The organism is Blastococcus tunisiensis (assembly GCF_900112815.1).
In the GTDB taxonomy this organism is placed as follows: Bacteria; Actinomycetota; Actinomycetes; order Mycobacteriales; family Geodermatophilaceae; genus Blastococcus_B; species Blastococcus_B tunisiensis.
The window spans coordinates 1-23,915 of the sequence record NZ_FOND01000013.1 but is presented as its reverse complement, the minus strand read 5'-3'; the positions used below and the strand labels follow the sequence as shown (position 1 = coordinate 23,915).

Genomic DNA, 23,915 nt, shown 5'->3' with positions numbered 1-23,915 from the left:
GGGTCGGTCAGGCCGGCGCGGGAGCGGCCGTCCCGTCCGGGCCGGACGACCAGTCGATCCGCTCGGCCTGGGCGCGCAGCCGTGCCCCGAGGACCGGGTCGATCGACGACGCCCACGCGACCCGGCCGAGCACGTGGTCGCGGAAGGTCGCCGGGTCGTGGTCGCGGACCTGGGTGCGCCAGCCGTGCGTCGCGCAGTTGTGCAGCAGCGCCCGCAGGGCGTCCCGTTCGGGTCGCGGCAGGGTCGGCCGGACGTTGACGACCGTCCCCAGCACGGACTGGCGACCGGCCGACGTGGTGGAGCGGGTCTTGGCCCGGTTCGGCCGGAAGCCCTCCTCCCGCACGATCTCCCCGGCCAGCTGCTCGAACCGGCCGCGGTCGATCCCGCGATCGCCGCTGAAGGTCAGGTCGTCCACGTAGCGGGTGTAGACCGCCCCGAACGACGCCGCGAGGCCGTCGAGGCGACGGTCCAGGCGGAAGCACACCAGGTTCGCCAGCGCAGGGGAGGTCGGCGCCCCCTGCGGCAGGTGTGGCACGGCGAGACGCCGGCCGAGCCGCTCGTGCCGCCCGGCGTCGTCCGGCACCGGGAGCTGCCGCCACACCGACCTCGGCACCACGGTGGTCACCAGACCCGTCACCGTGCGCGCCACCGGCTCGGGCAGCCCACCGACGGACCGCAGCAGTCCGTGGACCCGCTCCGCGGCGATGCCGGCGAAGAACGACTCGAGGTCCAGCTGCAGGAGCTGGTCGGCGCCGGCGTGCGGGGACACCGCCGTGCGGACCGACCGGCCGGGCACGCACCCGTGCGCGGCGTCGTGCACCCCGAGCGGTCCGACGACGTGCCGCAGCAGCCGCCGCTGCACCTCCTTCAGCCGCGGCTTGGGCACCGCCAGCAGCCGGTCGCCGGCGGTGGTCCACCGGTAGTGCCGCAGCCGCTCGCCGACCGTGCGCTCGAGCCGGTGGGTGTCGGCGAACCAGGCCAGCTCGCCGGCGTCGACGTCCAGCAGCCGGGCGAGCGCCGCCAGGTCCGGCAGACCGGCGACGCCGTGGCGACGGCGGACCAGCGCCGTCGGCACCGGCTGCCACCGGACGATCCGGGGCTGCGGGACGGCGGCCCAGCCGCGGGCCCAGCCGGCCGTCGCCCGGACGAAGCCGGCGAGCTCCCGTGGCCGGTCGACCGGCGGGTCGCGGTAGGCGGCCAGCACCTCACCGACCAGCGTGCCCACCCAGCGGGGGGCCCGGGGCAGACCGAGGGCGACCGCCGTCCGGCGGACCATCTCCCGGCGCTGCCAGCGGCCGGCGAGCAGCGCGGTGGCGATCCCGGCCGCGGTTCCCGCGGCCCGCCGGCCGCCGGGGGCGGTCACGAGGGGAGTGCGCGGCGGGGCGGGCAGCCAGCCCCTGATCGAGGCGCCATCAGGTGCGCGGAGCGCACGGCCTGGCGGTTGACGAGATGCTCGGGAACAGTGCGATCCCCGGGGTTGCCCCGGGAGAACCGGTCCTCACCGGTCGTCCTGCCCGCCCCGCCGCGCACCGGGCCACCGTAGGGGTTCCGGCCCGGCCGATCACCCCGCGGAGGGGCGACCTTGAGCCGGCGGCCCTCGCAGCCTAGGGTCCCTGTGACGGAGGTCACCCTGTGGTGGCATCCGGTGGCAGCGAGGAGGCAGCGGATGACCACGCTCACGCCTGGGTGCGACCCGGACATGTCCACCACCGGCGCGCCGTTCGGCGCCCGGCCCGCGGACGCCGGGCCGCGGGTGCGGTCCGGGCTGGTGCTGCTCGCCGTGGTCGCCGGTTCGGTCCTCCTGGCCACGGGCGACGCGGTGCCGATGCTGCTGGCGGTGCCGGTCGGCGCGGTGGGCGCGCTCTGCGCCCTCGCGCTCGCCGCCCGGGGGATCGCGCTCGCACAGCACGTGGGTGCGGCCGCCGCGGGCCCGGTCGGCCGCCTGCCGCACCGCGCGCGGCCGGTACCCACCGTTCCGCGCTGACCGGGGCGGGTGGCGCCGCGCCGGTGTGACGCCAGGGGCGGGCGGGTCCGGCCCCCGACGTGCTGTCGGTGCGGAGACCTAATGTGGAGCCATGGCCGACCCGTCGACGTACCGACCGGCGGTCGGCAGCATCCCGGAGTCACCGGGGGTCTACCGGTTCCGCGACCCGAGCGGCCGGGTCATCTACGTCGGCAAGGCCAAGAGCCTGCGGCAGCGGCTGAACAGCTACTTCGCCGACGTGGCCGGCCTGCACCCGCGCACCCGGCAGATGGTGACGACGGCGGCCGGCGTGGACTGGACCGTCGTCGGCACCGAGGTCGAGGCCCTCCAGCTCGAGTACAACTGGATCAAGGAGTTCGACCCGCGGTTCAACGTCCGCTACCGCGACGACAAGAGCTACCCGTCGCTGGCCGTGACGCTGAACGAGGAGTACCCGCGGCTGCAGGTGATGCGCGGGCCGAAGAAGAAGGGCGTCCGCTACTTCGGGCCCTACGCCCACGCCTGGGCGATCCGGGAGACCCTCGACACGCTGACCCGCGTCTTCCCGGCCCGCACCTGCTCGAACGGCGTCTTCAAGCGGGCCGGTCAGATCGGCCGCCCCTGCCTGCTCGGGTACATCGGCAAGTGTGCGGCGCCCTGCGTGGGGCGGGTCAGCGCCGACGAGCACCGCGGGATCGTCGACGACTTCTGCGACTTCATGGCCGGGAAGACCGAGTCGATGATCAAGCGCCTCGAGCGCGAGATGGCGGCGGCGTCCGAGGCGCTGGAGTTCGAGAAGGCGGCCCGGCTGCGCGACGACCTGGGCGCGCTCCGGCGGGCACTGGAGAAGCAGGCCGTCGTCCTCGGGGACGGGACGGACGCCGACGTCGTGGCGTTCGCCCAGGACGAGCTGGAGGCCGCCGTCCAGGTCTTCCACGTCCGGGGTGGCCGGGTCCGGGGGCAGCGCGGCTGGATCGTCGACAAGGTGGAGGCGGTGACCACCGGGGAGCTGGTCGAGCAGTTCCTGCTCCAGGTGTACGGCGGCGTCGACGAGGCGACGGGCGTCGGCGAGGCGGGGGAGGCCGTGCCGCGGGAGGTGCTCGTCCCGGAGCTGCCCGACGACGCCGACGTCTACGTCGAACTGCTCGAGGAGCTCCGGGGCGGGCGGGTGTCGCTACGCGTGCCGCAGCGCGGCGACAAGCGCAGCCTGCTCGAGACGGTGGAGCGCAACGCCAAGGAGGCCTTCGCCCGGCACCGGGTGAAGCGGGCCAGCGACCTCACTGCCCGGTCCCTGGCGCTCTCCGAGCTGCAGGAGGCACTGGAGCTGCCCGATGCGCCGCTGCGCATCGAGTGCATCGACATCTCGCACGTCCAGGGCACCAACGTGGTCGCCAGCATGGTGGTCTTCGAGGACGGTCTGGCCAAGAAGTCCGACTACCGGCGGTTCTCCGTCGCCGAGGGCACCGACGACACGGCCGCGATGGCGGAGGTCGTCCGCCGCCGGTTCGCCCGGCACCTCAAGGACGAGGCCGACCGTCGCGACGAGCAGGGCGTCGCCGCCGAGGAGGGCCGGCCCCGCAGGTTCGCCTACCCGCCGAACCTGCTGGTCGTCGACGGCGGTGCACCGCAGGTCGCGGCCGCCAGCCGGTCACTGACGGAACTCGGCATCGTCGACGTCGCCGTCTGCGGGCTCGCGAAGCGGATGGAGGAGGTCTGGCTGCCCGGGGACAACGACCCGGTCATCCTGCCGCGGACCTCGGAGGCGCTCTACCTCCTCCAGCGGGTGCGGGACGAGGCACATAGGTTCGCCATCACGTACCACCGGCAGAAGCGGTCGACCAGCATGCTGGTGTCGATGTTGGACGATGTCCCGGGTCTCGGGGAGTCGCGGCGGAAGGCGTTGATGAAGCAGTTCGGTTCGCTCAAGCGGCTGCGGGCGGCCACCGTCGAGGAGCTGACGGCGGTTCCCGGCATCGGCCGGCGGACGGCCGAGGCGGTGCAGGCGGCCATCGCCGACCCGGCGGCGGCCCCGCCGGACCCGTCCGAGGCGACGACGGCGCCGCAGGGGCCCGCCGAGCGCGGCAGCCGGCGCGGCGGGGCGGGGGACACCGCCGAGGTCGGTCGGGTGGCCTCGTGACCGGTGACGGCATGCCGCCCCGGAGCGGTCCGGCGGGGCCGCAGACCGACGTCCCGCCCGGCCTGGACGCCACCACCACGGAGGTCCAGCCGCTCGAGGTGGTCATCGTCACCGGGCTGTCCGGCGCGGGGAAGCTCAGCGCGGGCCGCGTCCTGGAGGACCTGGGCTGGTTCGTCGTCGACAACCTCCCGCCGGCGCTGCTGCAGCCGATGGTGGAGCTGGGTGCGCGCGGGGACATCCGCCGGTTCGCCGCCGTCGTCGACGTCCGCAGCCGTGCCTTCTCCAGCGACCTGCAGGAGTCGATCCGGGTCCTGGCCGCTGCCGGCAACCGGCCGCGGGTGATCTACGTGCATGCCCGGGACGAGGTCCTGGTGCGCCGCTACGAGTCCGTCCGGCGGGAGCACCCGCTGCAGGGGACCGGGACGCTGATCGACGGCATCTCCGCCGAGCGCGCGCTGCTGACCGGCATCGCCGGCGACGCCGACCTCTGGGTCGACACCAGCGATCTCAACGTGCACCAGTTGCGGGCCACCCTCGAGAACGCCTTCGCGCGCGAGGGACGGACGCAGCCGCTGACCGCGACGGTGATGAGCTTCGGGTTCAAGTACGGCCTCCCGCTCGATGCGGATCTGGTCATCGACGCCCGGTTCCTGCCGAACCCGCACTGGGTCCCCGAACTGCGGTCGAAGACCGGTCAGGACGCCGACGTGAGCGCCTACGTCCTCGGTCAGGACGACGCCGGGGAGTTCCTCGACCGGTACACCGACGTGCTCCGGCTGCTGATCCCCGGCTACCGCCGCGAGGGCAAGCGCTACCTGACGCTCGCCGTCGGCTGCACCGGCGGCAAGCACCGCAGCGTGGCCATCGCCGAGGAGTTCGCCCGGCGGCTCGGCGCCGAGGGGCTGACCGCGGCCGCCCGCCACCGCGACCTGGGACGCGAGTAGTGGCGGGCGGGCCGCGGGTCGTCGCCTTCGGGGGCGGCCACGGGCTGGCCGCGGCCCTGGGGGCGTGGCGGCGGATCACCCCGGAGCTGACCGCGGTCGTGACCGTCGCCGACGACGGCGGCTCGTCGGGCCGCATCCGGCGCGAGATGCCCATGCTGCCCCCCGGCGACCTCCGGATGGCGCTCGCCGCCCTCGCCGGGAACGACCCCCGGGGGACCGAGCTGGCCGCGCTCCTGCAGCACCGCCTCGGCGGCACCGGCGTGCTGGCCGGGCACCCGGTCGGCAACCTCATGCTCACCGGGCTCACCGAGATGCACGGCGGTGACACCGCCCGCGCCCTCGACCACCTCGGCGACCTGCTCGGGTGCTGCGGCCGCGTGCTGCCGATGGCCGACGTGCCGCTGGACCTCGTCGCCCGGGTGGAGACGACCGACCCCGACGACCCGGAGCGCAGTCGCACCATCCGGGGGCAGGTGGCGATCGCGGCCACCCCCGGGCACGTCCGGGAGATCCTCGTCTCTCCGCCGGACCCTCCGGTGCACCCCGCCGTCCTCGAGGCCATCGCGGCGGCGGACGTCGTCTCGCTCGGTCCGGGGTCCTGGTACACGTCCGTCCTGCCGCATCTGCTCGTCCCGAGACTGCGCGCGGCGCTGGCTGCGACGCAGGCCAGGGTGGTGGTGGTGCTGAACCTGGTGCCGCAGCCGGGGGAGACCGACGGCTTCTCACCGGAGGAGCACCTGAACGTCCTGCGCGCGCATCTGGGCGGGGTGGCGTTGCACACGGTGATCGCCGATGCTGATTCGGTGGTTGACCGTCGTGGTCTCCTGTCTGCGGTGCGCGAGTGCGGCGCCGAGCTCGTGCTGGCTCCGGTCGCCGAGCTCGACGGCGCGCCACGGCACGATCCCGTGCGACTGTCCGCTGCGCTGGCCTCCGTGGTCGGCGCCCGGTGAGGGAGTACGGATGTCCGGTCGGGTATCGGAACTGATGGCGACAGCTTTCGATCTCGAGCGGTCGGTACAAGGGGGAAGGGGACGCCGCACATGGCGATGACCGCAATGGTCAAGGACGAGCTCTCACGGGTCGAGTGCACGAAGACCTCGGAGCGCAAGGCGGAGGTCACCGCGCTGCTGCGCTTCTCGGGTGGCCTGCACATCGTGGGCGGCCGGGTGGTCATCGAGGCCGAGCTCGACACGGGCTCGGTGGCCAGACGACTGCGCCGCGACATCAGCGAGGTCTACGGCTACACGAGCGGGGTGAGCGTGCTGGCCGGCGGCAACATCCGCCGCGGCGTCCGCTACCTCGTGCGGATCGCCAAGCACGGCGAGGGGCTGGCCCGGCAGACCGGGCTGGTCGACCAGCGGGGGCGCCCCGTCCGGGGGCTGCCGCCGGCGGTGGTCTCGGGCGGGATCAACGACGCGGAGGCCGCGTGGCGCGGCGCCTTCCTGGCGCACGGCTCGCTCACCGAGCCCGGCCGGTCCTCCTCCCTGGAGGTCACCTGCCCGGGCCCGGAGGCGGCCATGGCCCTCGTCGGTGCCGCCCGCCGGCTGGGCATCCCGGCCAAGGCCCGCGAGGTCCGCGGCGCCGACCGGGTGGTCATCCGCGACGGCGACGCGATCAGCGCGCTGCTGACCCGCATGGGCGCGCACGACGCCGTCCTCGCCTGGGAGGAGCGGCGGATGCGTCGCGAGGTCCGGGCGACGGCGAACCGGCTGGCCAACTTCGACGACGCGAACCTGCGCCGCTCCGCCCGTGCCGCGGTCGCCGCCAGCGCCCGCGTGGAGCGCGCGCTGGAGATCCTGGCCAACGACGCCCCCGAGCACCTGCTGGTGGCCGGGCGGCTCCGGCTGGAGTTCGGCCAGGCCTCGCTGGAGGAGCTCGGCCAGCGCGCCGACCCGCCCATGACCAAGGACGCGGTCGCCGGGCGCATACGGCGTCTCCTGGCCATGGCCGACAAGCGCGCCAAGGACCTCGGCATCCCCGACACCGAGTCCGTCGTCACCGACGACATGCTCGCCCAGTAACCCGCCGCCCGGTCACCGCCTCCGCGTCCTCCCTCACCGCGGGGCGTCCTCCCTCACCGCCGACCACGAGGGAGGACGCTCGACGATCAGGGGCCCTGATCATCGACGGCGCCGGGGACGGTCGGGCGGCGGGAGCCGGGGCCGACCGGGACCGATAGGGTTTCCGCGAGCCGGGTCGCCGACGTGCGGCCCGCCACGCGACATCTTCATCGGTCAATGGGAGGTCTGCAGTGACGGTCCGGGTAGGCATCAACGGGTTCGGCCGCATCGGTCGCAACTTCTGGCGGGCCGTCGCGGCCAGCGGCCAGGACATCGAGATCGTCGCGGTCAACGACCTCACCAGCAACGAGGCCCTGGCCCACCTGCTCAAGTACGACAGCATCCTGGGCGTCCTCAAGGAGGACGTGACCGCCGACGGCGAGGGCATCACCATCGGCGGGACGACCATGAAGGTCCTCTCCGAGCGCGACCCGGCCAACCTGCCCTGGGGCGACCTGGGCGTCGACGTCGTCGTCGAGTCGACCGGCTTCTTCACCAAGGCCGCCGACGCGCGCAAGCACGTCGACGCCGGCGGCGCGAAGAAGGTCATCATCTCCGCGCCCGCGACCGACGACGACATCACGATCGTCATGGGCGTCAACGACGAGCTCTACGACGGCTCGCAGACGATCATCAGCAACGCGTCCTGCACCACGAACTGCCTCGCCCCGCTGGCCAAGGTGCTCAACGACGCGTTCGGCATCGAGCGCGGTCTGATGACGACGATCCACGCCTACACCGCCGACCAGAACCTGCAGGACGGCCCGCACAAGGACCTGCGCCGCGCCCGCGCCGCCGCCCTCAACATGGTGCCCACCTCGACCGGTGCCGCGAAGGCGATCGGTCTGGTCCTGCCCGAGCTCAAGGGCAAGCTCGACGGTTACGCCATGCGTGTCCCGCTGCCCACCGGTTCGGCCACCGACCTCACGGTGACCCTGAACCGCGAGGCCTCCGCCGACGAGGTCGACGCCGCCTACCGCGAGGCCGCGGCCGGCCCGCTCGGCAAGTACCTCACCTACACCGACGCGCCGATCGTCTCCTCCGACATCGTCACCGACCCGTCGTCCTGCATCTACGACGCGAAGCTGACCAAGGTCTTCGGCCCGATGGTCAAGGTGCTGGGCTGGTACGACAACGAGTGGGGCTACTCCAACCGCCTCGTCGACCTGACCACGCTGGTGGGCAAGAGCCTCTGACATGCGCAGCCTCGACGACCTCCTCGCCGAGGGCGTCTCGGGCCGGCGCGTGCTCCTGCGCGCCGACCTGAACGTCCCGCTGGACAAGCAGACCCGCCAGATCACCGATGACGGCCGGATCCGGGCGAGCCTGCCGACCCTGCAGGCGCTCCGCGACGCCGGCGCCCGCGTGATCGTCGCCGCCCACCTGGGCCGCCCCAAGGGCACGCCCGATCCGCAGTTCTCCCTCGCGCCCGTCGCGGCGCGGCTGGGCGAGCTGCTGGGCACGACGGTGCCGCTGGCCGCCGACGTGGCCGGGGAGGACGCCCGTGCGAAGGCCGGGGCGCTCGGCGACGGGGACCTGCTCCTGCTGGAGAACGTCCGCTTCGAGGCGGCCGAGACGTCCAAGGACGACGCCGAGCGGGGGGAGCTGGCCGACCGGCTGGCCGCCCTGGCCGACGTCTACGTCGACGATGCCTTCGGGGCCGTGCACCGCAAGCACGCCTCGGTGTTCGATGTCGCCGAGCGGCTGCCGCACGCGGCGGGGCGCCTGGTGGCCCGCGAGCTCGAGGTGCTGACCCGGCTGACGACGGACCCGGAGCGGCCGTACGTGGTGGTGCTGGGCGGGTCGAAGGTCAGCGACAAGCTGGCCGTCATCGAGGCCCTGCTGCCCAAGGTGGACCGGCTGCTGGTCGGAGGTGGGATGTGCTTCACCTTCCTGGCCGCGCAGGGCCACGGCGTGGGGAAGTCCCTGCTCGAGGCCGACCAGGTGGACACCTGCCGCCGGCTGCTCGCCGAGGCCGGGAACCGCATCGTGCTGCCCGTCGACGTCGTCTGCGCACCGGAGTTCAGCGCGGAGGCACCGACCACCGTCGTCCCGGTCGACGCCATCCCGGACGACCAGCTCGGCCTGGACGTGGGCCCGCGCACCGTCGAGCTGTTCGGCACGACGCTGGGCGGGGCGCGCACCGTCTTCTGGAACGGGCCGATGGGCGTGTTCGAGCTCGCGCCGTTCCAGGACGGCACCCGCGGGGTCGCCGCGGCCGTCGGCGCCGTGGCAGGTCTGTCGGTGGTGGGCGGCGGCGACTCCGCCGCCGCCGTCCGCGTGCTGGGGCTCGACGAGGACGCCTACGGGCACATCAGCACCGGCGGCGGCGCATCGCTGGAGTACCTGGAGGGCCGGGAGCTCCCCGGCCTCGCGGTGCTCGCCGACGGATCGGGGCAGTGATGGCGCGCAAGGACTCGACGCCCCGGCGGGGCGCCTTCCAGGGCGGCGGCCGGCGCACGCTGATCGCCGGCAACTGGAAGATGCACATGACGCACCTGGAGGCCATCGGCCTGGTGCAGAAGCTGGCGTTCACCGTGCGGGGCCCCGTGCTCGACACCGTGGAGCTCGTGGTGCTGCCGCCCTTCACGGCGCTGCGCAGCGTGCAGACGCTGGTGACCGGGGACAAGCTGACCGTGGGCTTCGGAGCGCAGGACCTGTCCGCGCACGACTCCGGCGCCTACACCGGCGAGGTCAGCGGCGGCATGCTCGCGGCCCTGGCCTGCCAGTACGTCACGGTCGGGCACTCCGAGCGCCGCGCGCTGCACGCCGAGGACGACGCCGTCGTCGCCTCGAAGGCCCGGGCCGCGCTGCGGCACGGCGTCACCCCGATCGTCTGCGTGGGGGAGGGGCTCGACACCCGCAAGGCCGGCGAGCACGTCGCCTACTGCACGACGCAGCTCGACGCCTCGCTGGACGGGCTGTCGGCCGAGCAGGTGGCGGGCCTGGTGATCGCCTACGAGCCGGTGTGGGCGATCGGCACCGGCGAGGTGGCCACGCCCGAGGACGCGCAGGAGGTCTGCGGTGCCCTCCGGGCGCGGCTCGCCGAGCGCTTCGGCGACGAGACGGCCGCATCCGTCCGTATCCTCTACGGAGGGTCGGTGAAGGCCGCGAGCACGGCCGGGATCCTGGCCGGGCCGGACATCGACGGTGCACTCGTGGGCGGCGCCAGCCTGGACGCCGACGAGTTCGCGCAGATCTGTCGGATCGCCGCCGACGGCAGCTGAGCCCCGCTGCCGCCGCCGGCCGCGAGCGAGTGGGGCGGGCAGCAGACAGTGGAGAGCACGGGGGAGCGGCTGAGCGGCCGGCTCCCGGCATGGGCCCGTGGGTGGCCCCGCCGGCGCATCCTGTCGGCGGCCGGTGTCGTCCTGCTGGTGGTCGTCATCGCGGTCAGCTGCGGGGGCGGCTCCGGTGGCCGGGCGGACGTCCCGGTCGTCGAGGGGCAGCCCGACGCCGGGGTGACCGGCGTCCGCGCGCCCTCGACCGAGGCCGGCGGAACCCTCCGGGCGGTGTCGGGCGAGATCGACAGCCTGGACCCGCAGCGGTCCTACCTGCCGGGTGTCTGGAACCTGATGCGGCTCTACACCCGCACGCTGGTCACCTACTCGTCCGAACCCGGCCGCACCGACGAACTGGTGCCGGACCTGGCCACCGACATGGGCACGGTGTCCGAGGACGGGCTGAGCTGGACGTTCACCCTCCGCGAGGGGATCCGGTTCGAGGACGGCCGGCCGATCACGGCGCAGGACGTCAAGTACGGCATCCAGCGCTCGTTCGCCTCCGACGTGATCGTCGGCGGACCGACCTACGTCGTGGACCTGTTCGACGACCCGGCGAACCCCTACCCGGGGCCGTACTCCACCGAGGAGGACGACCCGGATCTCACGTCCATCGAGACGCCGGACGAGCGGACGATCGTCTTCAGGCTCCGGGCGCCGCAACCGGACCTGCCGTTCGTCCTGGCGCTGCCGTCCAGCAGCCCGGTCCCGGCCGAGGCCGACACGCGCGGCGACTACGGCGCCGATCCGGTGTCCACCGGGCCGTACGCGATCACGTCGGTCGACCCGGCCACCGGCATCCTGCTCGAGCGCAACCCGCAGTGGGACCCGGCCACCGACGACGTCCGGACCGCGCTGCCCGACCGGGTCGTGGTCCGGGCCGGGCTCAACGGGGTGGAGCGGGACCAGGCGCTGCTGGCCGGCTCGGCGGACCTCGACATCACCGGCGCAGGTGTGCACTCGGCCACGACGGCCCGGCTCGCGGCGGACGAGGACCACCCCGTCCGGAACCGGATCGACGACCTGACCACCGGCGCCGTGCGGTTGCTGGCCCTGCCCACGGACGTCGCGCCGTTCGACGACCCGAACTGCCGGGCGGCGGTCGCCGCCGCGGTGGACCGGGTCGACGTGCAGGAGGTGCTCGGCGGCCCGGGCAACGCCGTCCGCCGCTCGGTCCTCTGGCCCCGCGCGCTCGACGGGGGCCCGGAGGACGGCGACCCGGGGCCGGACCTCGCCGCGGCGCGCACGGCCCTGGAGGCGTGCGGCCGCCCCGACGGCTTCAGCACGGTGCTCGCCGTACCGGACGCGCAGTCGAGCGTCGACGTCGCCGACGAGGTGTCCGCCCAGCTCGGCGAGATCGGGATCGAGGCGGAGGTGCGGCCGCTGAGCGCCATCAGCTTCTACGCGACCGACGTGGGGGCGCCCGCCAGCGTGGTGGCCAACGGCTACGGCATCGTCCTCGCCACCTGGACGGCCGACTTCCCCACCCCGGCGTCGTTCCTGACGCCGCTGGTCGACGGGCGCAGCATCCGGCCGGTCGGCAACACCAACTACGGCCGGCTCGACGACCCGGACGTCAACGCGCTGGTGGACACCGCCCGGGCCGCCCGGCAGCCGGCTGCCTGGCGGGACGTCGCCGCCGCGGTCGACGCCACATCGGTCTACGTCCCGCTGGCCGAGACGCGCATCCAGGTGCTGGCAGGTCAGCGCCTGCGCAACGGGCTGGTGATGCAGCCGTACAGCGGTTACGACCTCGCCACCGCCGGCGTCCGATGAGTGTCGGTTAGGCTCGCAGACCAGAGCCCGGTGTCGTCCTGCCGGCCGCCTAGCCTGGAGAAATCGTCATGGAGCTTGTCCTCAACGTGCTGCTGGTGCTCACCAGCGTGCTCCTCATCGTGCTGATCCTGCTGCACCGGGGCAAGGGTGGCGGCCTGTCGTCCATGTTCGGCGGCGCGGTGTCCTCGTCGCTGAGCGGCTCGTCCGTCGTCGAGAAGAACCTGAACCGGCTGACCGTCTTCTGCGCCCTCGTCTGGACCGTCTGCATCATCGGCCTCGGCATCCTGCTGAAGGCCGGCGGCTGAGCACGGGCCGTCCCCGAGCCCTCCCGCCGCCGGCCCCGCGGCGGGCCGTTCCAGCACGTCGTCGAACCTGAGCGAAATCGTGACCGGAAACCGCCGCGCCAGGCTCTAGACTTCGCGCGCGGCCGTGATCTGCCGCACGATCCCGGAGAAGCAGGGGGCGCTCGTGGCTGGTGGAAACGCGATCCGGGGTTCCCGGGTCGGAGCAGGTCCGATGGGTGAGGCCGAACGTGGCGAGGCCGCACCCCGCAACCGCATCCCGTTCTGGTGCGCGAACCGGCACGAGACGCGGGTCGCCTTCGCCTCGGACGCCGACGTCCCGGAGCTCTGGGACTGCCCGCGGTGCGGTCTGCCCGCCGGCCAGGACCAGCAGAACCCGCCGCCGGCCCCGCGGACCGAGCCCTACAAGACCCACCTGGCCTACGTCCGCGAGCGGCGCAGCGACGCCGACGGGGACGCGCTCCTCGAGGAAGCACTCACCCGGTTGCACCGGCGCCGCGGCGCCTGAGCGGCCGACCGGGGTGACCGGTCCCGGTCCCGGCCCCGGTCTTCAGTGCCGACGCGGCGCGGGGACCGGCGACCGGGCGACCCAGCGCACCGTCGCGACGTCCCAGTACTCGTCGCGGGGGCGGCGGCCGGACGGCGCACCCGCGGGCCCCGGGCCCGCGGCCTCGGCCGTGCGGGGCTCCGGAACGGTGCCGGTCGGCCGGCTCTGCGGGGCGGTCACGTCGTGGGCGGTCATCGGGCGCTCCTGAGGGGACGGTGCTGCCTCGGCAGGATGCTCCCCGCCGGTAGCAGCGAGGCGGCCGGGCCCACCCCGGGATACCGCCGCTGCCACAGGCTCCCGCCGGTCGCTACCCGGCGTGGTCGGGAGGTCCGGCGGTGTACCGGGCGGGCAGCTCGCTCGCCGCGCTCCGGTCGAGCAGCCACCGGGTGGCCCGGACGCCGTGGACGCCGGCCGCCGGGAGCCGCACCGGGTCCGTCCCCTCGCGCAGCGCCTCCGCCACGGCGGGCGCCTTGCCCTCCCCGGAGACCAGCAGCCACACCTCCTCGGCGGCGTTGATGGCGGGGAAGCCGAGGCTCACCCGGGTCGGTGGCGGCTTGGGGCAGTCGCGTACCGCCACCACCGGACGTTCGTCGCGGACGGCGGGGGAGTCGGGGAAGATCGAGGCCACGTGGCCTTCCGGGCCCATCCCGAGCAGCAGCACGTCCAGGCGGGGGAGGGGACGCCCCTCCGGAGCCGCGGCGGCGAGCTCGGCGGCGTACCAGGCCGCGGCGTCCTCGGGCGCCGCGAACCCGCCGTCGGAGGGCGGCATCGCGTGCACCCGCTCGTGCGGCACGCCCACCGCGTCGAGCAGGGCACGCCGGGCGGCCTTCTCGTTGCGCTCGTCGTCGTCGCCGGGCACGAACCGCTCGTCGCCCCACCAGACGTCCACGGCGGACCAGTCCACCGTCTCCCGGATCGGTTCCGCGGCCAGCCCGGCGACGTGTTCGAGGACGGCGGTGCCGATGCCGCCGCCGGTGAGCACGACCGATGCCGTCCCGTGCACGGCCTGCGCCGCCGCCAGCCGGGCCACCAGGGCCGCCGCGACGGCGCGGGCCAGGCGATCGGCGTCCGGCTCGACGACGACGTCCGGCACGTGGCCCGCCCGCGGGGGGTGGGGGGCGGGGGAGTCGTTGCTCACGAGTCACCGGCCGGCTTGGCCGCCGCCCGCTTGCGTGGCCGGGCACCGTTGCCGTTCTCCGGGTCGGCGGGGTCGAACCACACGTGCTCCCGCTCCGGTGACCGCCGGGACAGCTCCGTCGTGCCGGTGGCGGCCTCGAGCGCCTCGCTGTAGGGCTCGTCGCGGTCCAGCCGCCGCAGCTCCTCGCTCAGCAGCTCGCCGAGCGGCCGGTCCGGCAGCGCGACGCCGGCATCGGGCCGGTAGGGCTGGCTGATGACCGCCCCGCCCTTGCGGTCGGCGTGGATGCGCACCTCCTCGTCCTGGTCCAGCTGGAGCGCGACCGAGTCCACGCCGCTGGAGTTTGGCTTGCGGCCGCCGTCCTCCACCGCGATGGGGCAGCCGCAGCGCGAGGACAGCCAGCCGGCCAGCAGCTGGGCGGTGGGGTTGGCGGAGTCGCCCTCGACCCGGCCGCCGTGGACGCGCACCGGCTCGCTCCGCCGCCCGGACACCGAGTCGAGCGTCGAGGCGAGGGTCGTCCGCCAGGGGGTGCTGCGGGTCCAGGCGAGGTCGGTGTCGCCGGGCGCGTAGTCCGCGGCGCGCGTGCGCAGAGCCGCGAGCGGCTCGTCGGCCAGCGAGGTGTCGGTGATCCGCCGGTGGGCGAAGACGGCCAGCGCGTCGGTGGCCAGCCGGTCCGGGGGAGCGGCGTGCCACCACGTGACGACGGGGGCATCCGCGGCCAGCAGCGGCAGGACGACCGACTCCGCGTGCAGGCCGAGCCGGCCGTACATCCGCATGACGACCGCCTCGCCCGGGCCGAGCCGGCCACCGATCAGCACCTCGGCGTCCAGGCGGGGAGCGGGGGCCTCCAGCTGGCGCCGGACGACGACGAGCAGCCGGCACGGGTGCGCCTCGGCGGCGTGCGTCGCCGCCTCCTCGGCCTCGGCCACCCTGCTCTCGTCGGCGACCACGATGAGGGTGAGGGCGACCCCGGAGAGCACCGCGCCGCCGGTGCGGCGCTGGGCGGCGAGCTCCTTCACGACGGCCGAGCCGGTGGTGTCCCAGAGCGTCGTCATGGCGTCTCCTCGGATCGGTCGGGCGGGAGGGGGGAGGCAGGGGAGGGCGGGGAGCCGGTCGACCTCATGGCCGGCGCCACCGCCGGCCCTCGGCGGCCAGCATCTCCTCGGCCGCCCGCGGCCCCCACTCGCCGGCCCGGTAGAGGTGCGGCTCGGTGCCCGCCCAGAACTCCTCGAGCGGGTCGATCACCGCCCAGGAGGCCTCGACCTCGGCGTTGCGCGGGAAGAGCGTCGCATCGCCCAGGAGGACGTCGAGCAGCAGGCGCTCGTAGGCCTCCGGGCTGGCCTCGGTGAACTGCTCGCCGTAGAGGAAGTCCATGGACACGTCCCGGACCTCCATGACGCTGCCCGGAACCTTCGACCCGAACTTGAGGGTGACCCCCTCGTCGGGTTGCACCCGCACGACGAGCTGGTTGTTGCCCAGCTCCTCGGTATCGGTGGCCGCGAACGGCAGGTGCGGTGCCCGCTTGAAGACCAGTGCGATCTCGGTGACCCGGCGGGGGAGCCGCTTGCCGGCCCGCAGGTAGAAGGGCACCCCCGCCCAGCGGCGCGTCTCGACGCCGAGGCGGACGGCGGCGAACGTCTCGGTCGTGGAGTCCGGGGCGACGCCTTCCTCCTGGCGGTACCCGTTCACCCGCTCACCGGCCAGCCAGCCCTGCTCGTACTGCCCCCGCACGGCGAACGCGCCCAGGTCCTCCGGCAGGGACACCGCGCGCAGCACCTTGAGCTTCTCGGTGCGGATCTCCTCGGCGGAGAACTCGACCGGTTCCTCCATGGCGGTGAGCGCGAGCAGCTGGAGCAGGTGGTTCTGCAGCACGTCGCGGGCCGCGCCGGTCTTCTCGTAGAACTGCGCCCGCCCGCCGATGCCGACGTCCTCGGCCATGGTGATCTGCACCGAGTCGACGTTCTGGCCGTTCCAGATCGGTTCGAACAGCGAGTTGGCGAACCGCAGCGCCATCAGGTTCTGGACGGTCTCCTTGCCCAGGTAGTGGTCGATGCGGAAGACGTCCTCGGCGCTGAAGACCGAGTCGACCAGCTCGTTGAGCTCACGGCTGGAGGCCAGGTCCTCGCCGAACGGCTTCTCCACGACCACCCGCCGCCACCGGTCCGCGGTGCTCTCCGCCATCCCGGTGCGCTGCATCTGCTTGAGCACGACGGGGAACATGGAGGGCGGGATGGAGAGGTAGAAGGCAGCGTTGCCACCGATGCCGTGCGAGCCCTCCAGCTCGCCCAGCGTCGCGGCCAGCTGGTCGAAGGCGTCGTCGTCGTCGAACGAGCCCTGCACGAAGGTGATGTCGGCTGCCAGCTGCTCCCACACCTCCTCCCGCCACGGCGTGCGCGCGTTCTCCCGGGCGGCGTCGCGGGACAGCTCGGCGAAGTCCTGGTCGTCCCAGTCGCGGCGGGCGAAGCCCAGCAGCGCGAAGTTGGTGGGCAGCAGGCCGCGGTTGGCGAGGTCGTAGACCGCCGGCAGCAGCTTCTTGCGGGCCAGGTCGCCGGTGATCCCGAAGACGACGAGCGCACAGGGCTCCGGGACGCGGGGGAGCCGCCGGTCCCGGGGATCGCGCAGCGGGTTGGGGATCATCGGCCGCGGAGCGGGGACTGAGTCATGGTCGGTCCTCGAGGTCGGAGGGTGTCCCGTCGTCCGGACCGGATCAGGACGCGGGTCGTGCGGCTGTACCGACCGCCTCAGCCGAGCACGGCGAGGAGCTGGCCGAGCCCGGCGGCACGGTCGGTCAGGTGCAGGTGCAGCAGCGGGCGGTCCCGGTCGGCCAGCGCCTGGCGGTCGCCGGCCGCCTGGGCCGCCTGGAGCGTGCCGAAGGTGAAGGGCTGGTCGGGGACCGGCAGGTCCCCGGCCGCCACGCCGGTGAGCTGGAGGAAGGCGCCGACCTGCGGTCCGCCCTTGTGGTACTGCCCCGTGGAGTGCAGGAAGCGGGGGGCCCACCCGAAGGTGACCGCCCGCTCCGTCCGGCCGGCGAGCGCGGCCCGCAGGTCCGCGGCGCTTGCGTCCCTCTCCCGGTCGAGGTAGGCCATCACCGCCAGGTAGCCGCGCGGGGGGACGGCCGCGACCAGGGCGTCGAGGGCCAGGGCCACGCCGTCGTGCGAGGACAGGTCCACGCCGTCCAGCACGCCGCCGCTGCACCGGACCTCGATGGCCCCGATCGTCGCGAGGGGCTGCTCGTCCGGGAGCCCGTCGGACAGGATCCGCCGGGTGTTCTCCTTGCTCTCGGTGACGTTCGGCTGGTCGAAGGGGTTGATCCCCAGGATCCGCCCCGCCACGGCCGTGGCGTACTCCCACCCGAGGAACTGCGCCCCGAGCGGCCCCGAGACGGTCAGCGCCGGGCCCGGGCCGGGGGCGTCGGCACCGAGCGCGGCCAGCAGGACGTCCGGGCCGGAGGCGCCGGGCGCGTCCACGGACTCGACGACGACGGGCAGGATCCCGCGGCCCTGCTTGCCGGTGGACTCGGCGATCAGCTGCTCGGCCCAGTCGCCGAAGCCCGCGATTTCGGAGCCGTCGGCCAGGGCCAGCTTGTCGCGGCCGGCGCGGAAGGCGGCGCCCATGGCGACCCCGAGCTCGAGGGCGGCGTTGCCGGGCTCGGCGAGCCCCGCGGCCAGGTCCTCGGCCTCCTCGAGCAGCGAGCCCACCTCGGCCCCGGCCAGCGCCGAGGGAACCAGTCCGAACGCCGACAGGGCGCTGTAGCGGCCGCCGACGGCGGGGTCGGCGAGGAAGACCTCGCGGGCGCCCATCTCGGCGGCGGTCTCGGACAGCGGCGACCCGGGATCGGTGACGACGACGAAGCGCCGGCCGATCTCCTTCTCGTCCAGGCCCGCCTCGGCGAACGCGGTGACGAACGCCCGTCGCTGGCTGTCGGTCTCCACCGTGCCGCCGGACTTGGAGCTGACGACCACGACGGTGCGGTCGAGGTCGGTCATGGCCGCGGCCACCTGGCCGGGGTCGGTGGTGTCGAGGACGACCAGCGGGACGCCGGCCGTCCGGCAGATGACCTCCGGGGCCAGCGAGGAGCCGCCCATGCCGCACAGGACCACCCGGTCCAGGCCCTCCCCGGCCAGCTCGGCCCGGAGGTCGGCGAGCCGGGAGACCAGTTCCCGGGAGGTGGCCGGCAGGTCCAGCCAGCCGAGCCGGACCGACGCCTCGCTCTCCGCCTCCGGACCCCAGAGGGTCGCGTCCTTGCCGACCAGCCGCGCCGCGACGTCGTCGGCACCGAGCTGGTTCCGGACCGGTTCCGGCACCTCCAGCCCGGTGATGCGGACCGTCAGGCTCACGCCTTGTCCTCGAGCTCCGTGCGCACCGAGGCGGTCAGCTCGTCCCACGAGTCGACGAACTTCTGGACGCCCTCGTCCTCGAGGACCCGGAACACCTCGTCGAGGTCGACGCCGGCCTCGGCGACGCCCTTCATGACGGCCGCGGCGTCGTCGTAGGTCTTCTGCACCGGCGTGCCCGGGGTCCCGTGGTCGGCGTAGGCCATCATCGTCTTCTCCGGCATGGTGTTGACCGTGCCCGGGGCGATGAGCTCGCTGATGTACATCGTGTCGGAGTACTCGGGGTTCTTCACGCCGGTCGAGGCCCACAGCGGGCGCTGCCGCGCCGCGCCCTGCGCCTCCAGCGCCCGCCAGCGGTCGGAGGAGAACACCTCCTCGTAGGCCTGGTAGGCCAGCTGGGCGTTGGCGATGCCCGCCTTGCCCTTGAGCGAGGAGTCGGCGCCGGCGGCGTCGAGCCGCTTGTCGATCTCGGAGTCCACCCGGGAGACGAAGAAGGACGCCACCGAGGCGATGCCCTCCAGCGAGCCGCCGTCGGCCGCGCGCTTCTCCAGGCCGGCCAGGTAGGCCTCCATGACCGCGCGGTACCGCTCGAGGCTGAAGATCAAGGTGACGTTGACACTGATGCCGTTGCCGATCGCCTCGGTGATCGCGGGCAGCCCCGCCTCCGTCGCCGGGATCTTGATGTAGAGGTTCGGCCGGTCCACGAGCCACCACAGGTGCCCGGCCTCGGCGGCCGTGGCGTCGGTGTCGTGGGCCAGGCCCGGCGCCACCTCGAGGGAGACCCGCCCGTCGCCCGGTGCGGCCTCGGCGACGGGGGCGAGCAGGTCGCAGGCGTCGCGGACGTCGGCGGCGGTGATGGTCCGGAGCGCCTCCTCGACGCTCACCTTGCGGACGGCCAGGGCGTGCAGCTGGTCGTCGTAGGAGTCCGAGCCGCTGATCGCGGCGGCGAAGATCGTCGGGTTGGTGGTGACGCCGACGACCGAGTGCTCCTCGACCAGTGCCCGCAGGTTGCCGCTGCGGATCCGGTCGCGGGACAGGTCGTCCAGCCAGACGGCGACCCCTGCGTCGGAGAGCTCGGCCAGCTTCTCGTTCTGCGCCATGTGATGTGCCCTTCTGTTCCGGTTGGCTCGTGGCCCCGTCCCGAGGCTCGCCGCGAGCTTGCGAGTGGTGAGGAGGACGGGGTCCTTTCGCCTTCTCGATGCGGTGCGCGTGTGACGGGGTCCTCGTTCAGCGGTCCCCGGTGGGGGTGTGCAGGACGCCGGCGGAGTCGGGGCCGGCCGGGACACCGCGACCTGCCGCGGCGGCCTCGATGCTCTCCCGGGCGGCGGTCACGACGGCCTCCTGGGTGAGACCGAACTCCTCGTAGAGCACGGTGTAGGCCGCGCTGGCGCCGTAGTGGTTGATGCCGACGATCCGGCCCGCGTCGCCGACGAACTCCCGCCACCCCATGGGCACGGCGGCCTCGACGCTGACCCGGGCACGGACCGAGGGCGGCAGCACCTCGTCCTTGTAGGCCCGGTCCTGCGCGGCGAACCACTCGACGCAGGGCAGCGAGACCACCCGGGTCGGCACGCCGTCGGCCTCCAGCACCTCGCGGGCGGCGACGGCGATCTGCACCTCCGACCCGGTGCCCATGAGGATCACCTCGGGGGTGCCGGAGGAGGCCTCGGCGAGGACGTAGCCGCCGCGGGCGACGCCCTCGGCCGACGCGAACTCGTCGCGGTCGAAGACCGGCAGGTTCTGCCGGGACAGCACGATGCCGGCCGGGCGGTCGTTGTGCTCCAGGACGGTGCGCCAGGCGACGGCGACCTCGTTGGCGTCGGCCGGGCGCACGACGTCCAGGCCCGGGATCGCCCTCAGCGCGGCCAGGTGCTCGATCGGCTGGTGGGTCGGGCCGTCCTCCCCGAGGCCGATGGAGTCGTGCGTCCACACGTAGGTGACCGGCAGCTGCATCAGCGCGGCGAGGCGCACCGCGCCGCGCATGTAGTCGGAGAAGGTGAGGAAGGTGCCGCCGTACACGCGGGTGCCGCCGTGCAGGGCGATGCCGTTCATGATCGAGCCCATCGCGTGCTCGCGGACGCCGAAGTGCAGGATGCGGCCGTAGGGGCCGCCGGTCCACATCTTCGTCTGCCGGCTCGCGGGGACGAAGGACGGTTCGCCCTTGACCGCGGTGTTGTTGCTCTCCGCCAGGTCGGCCGAGCCACCCCAGAGCTCCGGCAGCTCCGGGTAGAGCGCCGCGAGCACCTCACCGGAGGCCTTGCGGGTCGCGACACCCTTCGGATCGGCGTCCCAGGTCGGCAGCTTCCCGGCCCAGCCCTCGGGGAGGGTCCGCGTCCGCATCCGCTCCAGCAGCGCGGCGCGGTCCGGGTCGGCCTGCGTCCAGGCGTCGAAGCGCTGCTGCCAGGCGGCGTGGGCCTCCTGACCGCGGGTGACCACCTTCCGGGCGTGCTCGAGGACCTCGGGGGCCACCTCGAAGGTCTGCTCGGGGTCGAGGCCGAGTATCTCCTTGGTGGCCTTGACCTCGTCGTCGCCGAGCGCCGAGCCGTGCGCGGCGCCGGTGTTCTGCTTGTTCGGCGCGGGCCAGGCGATGATCGTGCGGAGCACGACGATGGAGGGCCGGCCGGTCTCGGCCTTGGCGGCGGCGAAGGCGGCGTCGACGGCGGCCAGGTCCTCCCCGTCGTCCACGTGCTGGACGTGCCAGCCGTAGGCCTCGTAGCGCCGGCCGACGTCCTCGGTGAAGGCGACGTTCGTGTCGTCCTCGATGGAGATCCGGTTGTCGTCGTAGACCAGGACCAGGTTGCCCAGCTGCTGCGTGCCGGCCAGGGACGACGCCTCGCCGCTCACGCCCTCCTCGAGGTCGCCGTCGGAGGCGAACGCCCAGATGGTGTGGTCGAAGAGGCTCTCGCCCTCGGGGGCGTCGGGGTCGAGCAGGCCGCGCTCGCGGCGGGCGGCCATGGCCATGCCCACGGCGTTGCCGACGCCCTGGCCCAGCGGCCCGGTCGTCGTCTCCACGCCGGGCGTGTGGTTCACCTCGGGGTGCCCCGGGGTGAGCGAGCCCCACGTCCGCAGCTCCTTGAGGTCGTCGAGCTCCAGGCCGTAGCCGGACAGGTAGAGCTGGACGTAGAGGGTGAGGCTGGAGTGGCCCATCGACAGCACGAACCGGTCCCGGCCGACCCAGTTGGGGTCGCTGGGGTCGTGTCGCAGCCACTTCTGGAAGAGCAGGTAGGCCGTCGGCGCCATGCTCATGGCGGTGCCGGGGTGGCCGTTGCCGACCTTCTGCACGGCGTCCATCGCCAGCACGCGCGCGGTGTCGATCGCGCGGCGGTCCAGGTCGCCGAAGCCGTCGGGGAGGGTGGGGCGGGGCTCGTCCGGGCGGCCGGTCGGGCTGTCGGTGGCCGCCTCGGCCGGGGCTTCGGGCCGGGTGCTCTGCGTCATGTGCTGGGACTCCCTCGGAAGATGGTCCTGCGTCGTGCGGCCGTCCGGCCCGGGCCCGCGCTGGTCCGGAGCGCGCCGCCGTCGTCGACGGTGGCCCTACCCGCTGCACACGCAGCAACAACGTGATCAACCCTAGTCATCCGCGCCCGTCCCGCGACGTGGCCGGTGGCCTCCGCGGGCTACAGTGGCTCGCGTTCCCCGTCCTCGGTTCGAAGAGGCCCTCCCTTGCTGTTCAGCTGGCCGGCAGTGCCCTTCGGCCCGCGCGACCCCGCGCACGAGGGCGCCGCGTGACCGCCCTCTCCACCCGCCGGGCCAGTCCCGAGCGCCGGCCGCCGAGCGCGCTGCGGACCCGCGTCACGGGCTACGTGGCGCTGACGAAGCCACGGATCATCGAGCTGCTGCTCGTGACCACGGTGCCGGCGATGATGCTGGCCGCCCGCGGCTGGCCGTCGCTGTCGCTGCTGCTCCTCACCCTGCTCGGCGGGACCCTCGCGGCCGGGGCGGCCAACGTCTTCAACTGCTACTTCGACCGCGACATCGACCGGCTGATGCAGCGCACCCAGAAGCGGCCGCTGGTGACCGGTCAGGTGACCCCACGGGCGGCCCTGGTCTTCGGGTCCGTGCTGACGGTCGGTTCCGTCGTGCTGCTCGCGCTGACCACCACGCTGCTGGCCGCGGCCCTGGCGGCCGCGGCGATCTTCTACTACGCAGTCCTCTACACGATGGTCTTCAAGCGGCACACCCGCCGCAGCACCGAGTGGGGCGGCGTCCCCGGGGCCGCGCCCGTGCTCATCGGCTGGGCCGCCGTCACCGGGTCGCTGGACTGGCCGGCGTTCGTCGTCTTCGCCGTCGTCTTCTGCTGGCAGATGCCGCACTTCTGGGCGCTGGCGCTGCGGTTCAAGGACGACTACGCGCGGGCCGACGTCCCCATGCTGCCGGTGGTGACGACGGCGCTGTCCGTCGGCCGGCAGAGCGTGGCCTGGGCATATGCGACCGTCGCCGTCTCGCTGTCGCTGTGGCCGATCGGGGCCGACTACGGCATCGGGCTCGGCTACACGATCGCCGCGGCCCTGCTGGGCGGCTGGTTCGTCGTCGAGTCGCACCGCCTGCTGCGCCGCATCGTGCGCGGTGGCGACTTCAAGCCCATGCAGCTGTTCCACGTCTCGATCTCCTACCTGGCGCTGCTGATGGTGGCGATCGTCGTCGACGCCATCGTCTAGAGAAAGGACCCCGTCCTCCCCACCCCTCGCAGGCTCGGGGCGGTGCCCTGGACGGGGCCGAGGGCGCCCGATCTACGGTTCCACCCATGCGGCGCGAGCTCCCCGACCGGGACTGGAAGGCGCTCGGTCCAGGCGTGCTGATCGGGCCCGACGGCCGGACCTACCGCCGCCGCACCACCCGGATCGAGCCGCTCGACGCGGCGGCCCTCGCGGAGTCCGGCTGCCCGGTCGTCAGCTACCTGCCCGGCGGCCGGCTCGTGTGGCAGGACGAGGACGACGCCTGGCCGGCCTGGGCCGATGCCCGGACCTCGCTGACCACGGACCTCCCGGAGCCGGGCTCGGTGACCGGCGGGCGCTGGGAGGCAGCCGACGGGGGGACGGCGCTCGTCCTCGTCTGGCACTGAGCCCACAGGGTCGTCGCTGTGCGCTGGTCGGCAGTGCGAAGGCGGCGGATTCAACTGGTCGACGCAACACCGGTCATTTGATCTTGGGAGAGTAGCCGGGCGAGGGTCTCGGCCGGGGTCTTGAAGCCGAGGGTCTTGCGGGGTCGGCCGTTGAGTCGGTCGGCGATGTCGGCGAGGTGGTCGATGTCGTGGACGGAGAGGTCGGTGCCCTTGGGGAAGTACTGGCGGAGCAGGCCGTTGGTGTTCTCATTCGTGCCGCGCTGCCAGGGGGAGTGCGGGTCGCAGAAGTAGATCGGCAGGTCGGCGGCGATCGTGATCTCGGTGTGCTGTGCCAGCTCGATGCCCTGGTCCCAGGTCAGCGAGCGGCGCAGCGCGGCCGG

22 protein-coding genes are annotated in these 23,915 nt (G+C 74.0%); 13 read left to right on the top strand and 9 right to left on the bottom strand.

The window, feature by feature from the left end:
• Positions 1–7 precede the first annotated feature (7 nt).
• The gene (locus tag BM142_RS16075) at positions 8–1,363 is read right to left on the bottom strand and encodes a reverse transcriptase family protein (RefSeq protein ID WP_092201044.1); all 1,356 of its coding nucleotides are present in this window, start codon (positions 1,361–1,363) and stop codon (positions 8–10) included.
• 303 nt (positions 1,364–1,666) lie between these two features.
• Between BM142_RS16075 and BM142_RS16070 the strand changes: the two genes are divergently transcribed.
• The 11 genes from BM142_RS16070 to BM142_RS16020 all read left to right on the top strand — a co-directional run bounded on the left by BM142_RS16070 (position 1,667) and on the right by BM142_RS16020 (position 12,968).
• Positions 1,667–1,984, top strand: a complete 318-nt coding sequence (locus BM142_RS16070) for a hypothetical protein (protein ID WP_092201041.1) — start codon at positions 1,667–1,669, stop codon at positions 1,982–1,984.
• Positions 1,985–2,075: 91 nt separating this feature from the next.
• Positions 2,076–4,100 (top strand): excinuclease ABC subunit UvrC, encoded by a 2,025-nt coding sequence (gene uvrC, locus BM142_RS16065; RefSeq protein ID WP_092201038.1) that lies wholly within the window; start codon positions 2,076–2,078, stop codon positions 4,098–4,100.
• Positions 4,097–5,044 carry an RNase adapter RapZ gene (rapZ, locus tag BM142_RS16060; protein ID WP_254791014.1) on the top strand — a complete coding sequence of 316 codons (948 nt, stop codon included), beginning with the start codon at positions 4,097–4,099 and terminating at the stop codon, positions 5,042–5,044. The genes uvrC and rapZ overlap by 4 nt, the downstream gene beginning before the upstream one ends.
• Positions 5,044–5,994: a gluconeogenesis factor YvcK family protein gene (locus BM142_RS16055; RefSeq protein WP_092201035.1), complete on the top strand. Its 951-nt coding sequence runs from the start codon at positions 5,044–5,046 to the stop codon at positions 5,992–5,994. The genes rapZ and BM142_RS16055 overlap by 1 nt, the downstream gene beginning before the upstream one ends.
• A 90-nt stretch (positions 5,995–6,084) precedes the next feature.
• On the top strand, positions 6,085–7,065 hold the full coding sequence (gene whiA / locus BM142_RS16050) for a DNA-binding protein WhiA (protein WP_092201032.1): 981 nt from the start codon (positions 6,085–6,087) through the stop codon (positions 7,063–7,065).
• A 230-nt stretch (positions 7,066–7,295) separates the two neighbouring features.
• A complete protein-coding gene (gene gap, locus BM142_RS16045) occupies positions 7,296–8,300 on the top strand; it encodes a type I glyceraldehyde-3-phosphate dehydrogenase (RefSeq protein ID WP_092201029.1) in 1,005 nt (334 codons plus the stop codon).
• A 1-nt stretch (position 8,301) separates the two neighbouring features.
• Positions 8,302–9,507: a phosphoglycerate kinase gene (locus BM142_RS16040; RefSeq protein WP_092201026.1), complete on the top strand. Its 1,206-nt coding sequence runs from the start codon at positions 8,302–8,304 to the stop codon at positions 9,505–9,507.
• Positions 9,507–10,331 (top strand): triose-phosphate isomerase, encoded by an 825-nt coding sequence (tpiA, locus tag BM142_RS16035; RefSeq protein WP_092201281.1) that lies wholly within the window; start codon positions 9,507–9,509, stop codon positions 10,329–10,331. Before BM142_RS16040 ends, tpiA begins: the two co-directional genes overlap by 1 nt.
• A gap of 48 nt (positions 10,332–10,379) precedes the next feature.
• The gene (locus tag BM142_RS16030; protein ID WP_092201023.1) at positions 10,380–12,158 is read left to right on the top strand and encodes an ABC transporter substrate-binding protein; all 1,779 of its coding nucleotides are present in this window, start codon (positions 10,380–10,382) and stop codon (positions 12,156–12,158) included.
• Between the two features lie 68 nt (positions 12,159–12,226).
• A complete protein-coding gene (gene secG, locus BM142_RS16025; RefSeq protein ID WP_092201020.1) occupies positions 12,227–12,463 on the top strand; it encodes a preprotein translocase subunit SecG in 237 nt (78 codons plus the stop codon).
• A gap of 124 nt (positions 12,464–12,587) precedes the next feature.
• Positions 12,588–12,968 carry an RNA polymerase-binding protein RbpA gene (locus BM142_RS16020; RefSeq protein ID WP_470279068.1) on the top strand — a complete coding sequence of 127 codons (381 nt, stop codon included), beginning with the start codon at positions 12,588–12,590 and terminating at the stop codon, positions 12,966–12,968.
• 42 nt (positions 12,969–13,010) lie between these two features.
• Here the strand turns inward: BM142_RS16020 and BM142_RS16015 are convergent, their stop codons facing one another.
• The 7 genes from BM142_RS16015 to tkt form a co-directional block, all read right to left on the bottom strand.
• Entirely contained in the window at positions 13,011–13,202 is a 192-nt protein-coding gene (locus BM142_RS16015; protein ID WP_092201017.1) for a hypothetical protein, read from the bottom strand.
• A gap of 112 nt (positions 13,203–13,314) precedes the next feature.
• Positions 13,315–14,145 (bottom strand): 6-phosphogluconolactonase, encoded by an 831-nt coding sequence (pgl, locus tag BM142_RS16010; RefSeq protein ID WP_175527306.1) that lies wholly within the window; start codon positions 14,143–14,145, stop codon positions 13,315–13,317.
• Complete coding sequence (locus BM142_RS16005; protein WP_092201011.1) at positions 14,142–15,197, bottom strand: glucose-6-phosphate dehydrogenase assembly protein OpcA; 1,056 nt, start codon at positions 15,195–15,197, stop codon at positions 14,142–14,144. The genes pgl and BM142_RS16005 overlap by 4 nt, the downstream gene beginning before the upstream one ends.
• Before the next feature lie 64 nt (positions 15,198–15,261).
• On the bottom strand, positions 15,262–16,779 hold the full coding sequence (gene zwf, locus BM142_RS16000; protein ID WP_092201008.1) for a glucose-6-phosphate dehydrogenase: 1,518 nt from the start codon (positions 16,777–16,779) through the stop codon (positions 15,262–15,264).
• 104 nt (positions 16,780–16,883) lie between these two features.
• A complete protein-coding gene (locus BM142_RS15995) occupies positions 16,884–18,479 on the bottom strand; it encodes a glucose-6-phosphate isomerase (RefSeq protein WP_092201005.1) in 1,596 nt (531 codons plus the stop codon).
• Positions 18,476–19,576 carry a transaldolase gene (tal, locus tag BM142_RS15990; protein WP_092201002.1) on the bottom strand — a complete coding sequence of 367 codons (1,101 nt, stop codon included), beginning with the start codon at positions 19,574–19,576 and terminating at the stop codon, positions 18,476–18,478. Before tal ends, BM142_RS15995 begins: the two co-directional genes overlap by 4 nt.
• Positions 19,577–19,703: 127 nt before the next feature.
• Positions 19,704–21,911, bottom strand: coding sequence for a transketolase (gene tkt / locus BM142_RS15985; protein ID WP_092200999.1), 2,208 nt, complete (start codon positions 21,909–21,911; stop codon positions 19,704–19,706).
• A gap of 287 nt (positions 21,912–22,198) precedes the next feature.
• Between tkt and BM142_RS15980 the strand changes: the two genes are divergently transcribed.
• Positions 22,199–23,131, top strand: coding sequence for a heme o synthase (locus BM142_RS15980; RefSeq protein ID WP_092200996.1), 933 nt, complete (start codon positions 22,199–22,201; stop codon positions 23,129–23,131).
• Between the two features lie 86 nt (positions 23,132–23,217).
• Positions 23,218–23,535, top strand: coding sequence for a hypothetical protein (locus tag BM142_RS15975; protein WP_092200993.1), 318 nt, complete (start codon positions 23,218–23,220; stop codon positions 23,533–23,535).
• A gap of 50 nt (positions 23,536–23,585) precedes the next feature.
• Here the strand turns inward: BM142_RS15975 and BM142_RS15970 are convergent.
• Positions 23,586–23,915 (bottom strand): IS30 family transposase (locus tag BM142_RS15970; RefSeq protein ID WP_139228906.1); only part of this gene is annotated, 330 nt, incomplete at its 5' end.